The 3,925-nt window shown below is 33.8% G+C and carries 3 protein-coding genes; all 3 read right to left on the reverse strand.

Features of this window, described 5'->3' with window-relative positions:
• Window positions 1-208: 208 nt before the first annotated feature.
• The 3 genes from V7014_RS17545 to V7014_RS17555 all read right to left on the reverse strand — a co-directional run bounded on the left by V7014_RS17545 (window position 209) and on the right by V7014_RS17555 (window position 3,873).
• Window positions 209-2,215, reverse strand: a complete 2,007-nt coding sequence (locus V7014_RS17545) for a PAS domain-containing protein (protein WP_335508749.1) — start codon at window positions 2,213-2,215, stop codon at window positions 209-211.
• Window positions 2,216-2,597: 382 nt separating this feature from the next.
• Complete coding sequence (locus V7014_RS17550; protein WP_335508751.1) at window positions 2,598-3,467, reverse strand: LysM peptidoglycan-binding and 3D domain-containing protein; 870 nt, start codon at window positions 3,465-3,467, stop codon at window positions 2,598-2,600.
• Between the two features lie 220 nt (window positions 3,468-3,687).
• The gene (locus V7014_RS17555) at window positions 3,688-3,873 is read right to left on the reverse strand and encodes a cold-inducible protein YdjO-related protein (protein ID WP_335508753.1); all 186 of its coding nucleotides are present in this window, start codon (window positions 3,871-3,873) and stop codon (window positions 3,688-3,690) included.
• Window positions 3,874-3,925: the final 52 nt, after the last annotated feature.

The following is a 3,925-nucleotide window of genomic DNA, read 5'->3' on the forward strand; positions in this document are numbered from 1 at the left end:
TCAAGCCCCTCGTGTCATAAGCCAAATCACTTCGGAAATCAGGATTTCCTGTGTGATTCGTCTTATGCCAGCGGGGCTGAACGGGCCGTTTCAGCATTTCTTAGTTGACTTATCGTAGGGAGGTTGGCGAAGTCCACTAGGAGCTGGGCGCTGGAGCTAGACAACGAAAAAAAGGATCCGGTTAATAGCAATAACCAGATCCAATCATTTACTTATAATATTCAGCAAAGGGTAAAATAATTTTGAATGAAGTCCCTTTATTCTGTTCACTTTCAATCTCAATTTTACCTTGATGACTTTCGATAATTTTGAAGCTAATCATTAATCCAAGTCCTGTTCCTGATTCTTTCGTAGTATAAAATGGTTCACCAATTTTTTTCAATTGGTTTTGCGGAATTCCTACACCTGTATCAGAAACAACGATAACAATGTTTTTATCATTTTTCTCTATATGAAGATTCAATTGTCCACCATCAGGCATTGCCTCTATGCTATTCTTTACTAAGTTTAAGAATACTTGTTTCAGTCTATTCTCATCGCATAGAATCAAAAATTCTTCTTCACAAGCATCGAGATGTATTTGTACCTTTTTCTTCTTTGCTTCATAGGCAAATAAAGCTAACGTATTTCTTACTATCGATACAATATTTTTCACTGCTAGTAAATCTGCCTTTGGCTTCGCAATCATCATAAATTCTTCCACGATCGTATTTACACGATTTATTTCATCCAAAATTATTTCAAGATGCTCTTTTCGATCAGGTTTTTCTTCATCAAGTAGTAAAAATTCTGTATATCCCCTCATACTTGTTAGCGGGTTCCGAATTTCATGTGCTATTCCAGCAGCCATTTGTCCTAATGCAGATAATTTATCTTGTCTATGTAACATTTCTTCTTGTTTTTTCTTTTCGGTAATATCATTTCGAATCGCGAGATATTGATAAGGCTTATTGTTATCATTAAGAAATGGAACAATCGTCGTATGAACCCAATAATATGTACCGTCTTTCGCCATATTACGAATTTCACCTTTCCATACTTCACCATTACCAATTTTCCTCCACAAATTCTTGAAAAACTCTTTAGAATGATAACCCGAGTTTAAAATACGATGATCACTACCAATGAGTTCATCTTTCGAATACTTGGAGATATTACAAAAATTTTCATTTACCTTCGTAATAATCCCGCGTTCATCTGTAACAGCTACAATGGAAGCTTGATCAAGAGCGTATTTATATTCTTTAAATTCTTTTAGTGTATTTTGTAGTTCTTCTTCTACCTCTTTGCGAGCTGTAATATCTCTTTGGATTGCTACATACTGATATGGTTGTTTGTTATTATCCAAGAAAGGAATAATCGTTGTATCTACCCAATAATACGTACCATCCTTTGCTTTATTACACATTTCACCTTTCCAAATTTCACCTTTATCAATTGTAGCCCAAAGCTCTTCAAAGAAAGATTTCGGATGATAATCGGAATTCACCATAGTAAACCTCTTACCAACTAACTCCTCTTCTTTATATTTGGTTATTTCTACAAATTTATCATTCACATATGTAATTCTACCTTTAGGATCCGTTATCGTTACAATCGAGGATGCATCTAAAGCAGACATTATATCTTTAGAATAAAGATTTGTTTTAACTACTCGCTTATTTGCTATCATGCTACCTAATATTAATCCTCCAAAGACCATTACGCATAATAATAGGAATATTGAAGGAAGCCAATACCCGTCGATTGACAGATAAGATAACACCTTATCATAGTTGTCTACCTTCAGTGATGACTTAATGACTAATAAAAAGCCTTGCCCAATTGCCACCGTTATAATAAACGACGAAAGTGGCTTAATCCATATATGAGGAAAGTTCCCCTCCGCATCAGATATGAACCAAAACGCTATAAAACAAAAAAGCATAATTAACAAAAATGCTATACTCAGCCAAATAACACTATACTGGAAACTAACATGAATAGAATGCATTCCTATAAGATTGGTTACTAAAACAGCCAAAGCAATCAAAGCACTACCAATATATAAATTCCTCTTCTTTGTTTTCTTCTCTAGAAACTTAAAAGCAAAAAAAACTAAGATAAAACTACAAAACATTGAGATCGAACTAATAAATACAATATATTCAGCGGAGCTATTCATATCAATAGCTAGCATTCCAAAGAAATTCATCAACCAAATTCCTATAGCCATGCAAAATGAACTTCCCCAAAATAGAAAATTATGATTGCTTTTCATACTAATCATGTGGGTAAACAAATCCAACGCTGCGTACACTGCTATACATGTTAACAAAATTCCTATCAACATAAGGATAGGATTGAATGAAAAAATAATATCTTCCATGAGCAATAGTCAACTCCACTACAAAAATACAACAGATCACTGTTCATTATTTTACATCAATACGTCAAAAACAATATCAATTATTTTTAAAAAATGTATTAAAATACTAACTTTGGACATCAAACCTTCCTGATTACTTCCTATAAGTAAACCTGTAAAACCCCAGACAATTAAAAAACCGCCCAGAAATGAGCGGCTTTACTATATATAATATGACTTATAGATGGTATTAATCAAGTATTTGAACTTTTACTTGTTTAACACCCCATTGTTTTGCTTCACTTTCATTTGGTATGAAAACATCAATTTTGTTCCCTTTAATTGCGCCACCTGTATCTAAAGCAGTTGCATAACCGTAACCTTCAACATATACTTTCGTACCTAGTGGAATGACATTAGGGTCAACAGCAATTACTTTAGCATCCGGATTTTCTCCTAAATTAAACCCAGTTGCTGTAACACCCGAGCAGTCTTTACAGTCTTCTGAATATGCTGTTGCTGTCATCGTTAATGTTTTAGTAGCACTTTCAGCTGGAGCAGGTGCATCTTGTTTAGGCTTAGCATTTGGTTTCTCTTGAACTGGTGCTGCTGGTTCAAGAGGTTTTTGTGTTGGCTGTTGCCCAGACACAGCTTCTTTGTTAGACGTGTTAGCTTTCAGCTTGACATCCTGTTTCCTAGGTTGTTGTTGCTGTTCTACTTTATTTGGTGGTGTTGTAGGGTATTGTGTTGCTTTTTGAATACTTCCAGATTTCTTAATAAGTAGTTGTTGTTTAGGATGAATTAAATCACCTGTTATGTTATTCCAGCTCTGAATATCGGATACTGCTACATTAAACTGTTGAGCAATTTTCCAAAGTGAATCACCAGCTAATACAGTATAATATTCATCTGGTGAAATAGTAAGTTTTTGATTTACAAATATTAAATCTGATTGTAATCCATTCGCTTTTTGAAGATCACTAATAGATACATCATACTTTTGTGCCAATTCTGATAGTGTATCGCCTTTTTTAACAACGATTTCTTCTGCATGTGCATTTATCCCCAAAGTTGTTGATATGGCTGCTGCTGCAATAAATGATACTAATGTTTTTCTCATGTTAGTTTACTTCTCCTCTCCATTAGCTAATGGATAAACTAGCTAACGGAAATAAGCATAGCATGAATTTTCTTAACAATGAGAACAAGACAGTTATAATTGCATAACAATAGTTACATTAACATAACAATAAAATGACAGACAAACCAAAACTCAAATAACTAAACAGATGTTTCACCAAAAGGCAGTTATTTTAACACGTTATATAATTCTTGCGTTGTTAAGTAATCTTAGGTAATTGTCTGAGTTCTTCTTGCATATCACTACCACATAATGGACATATAGAATCATCTGATATAAATTGAGCCCTCATCCATCCATTACATTCCTCCGAAGTACAAGCATAAACAGGTGTATCTTCAATTATGACTTCATCAACTTCTGGTTGTTTTTTAGAAAAGTACATGATGAAACCTCCTGAGATATTCTTTGATAAATGATTCCTAACTATAGTATAT

It is taken from the genome of Bacillus sp. JJ722, assembly GCF_036963345.1.
Taxonomy (GTDB): domain Bacteria; phylum Bacillota; class Bacilli; order Bacillales; family DSM-1321; genus Bacillus_AD.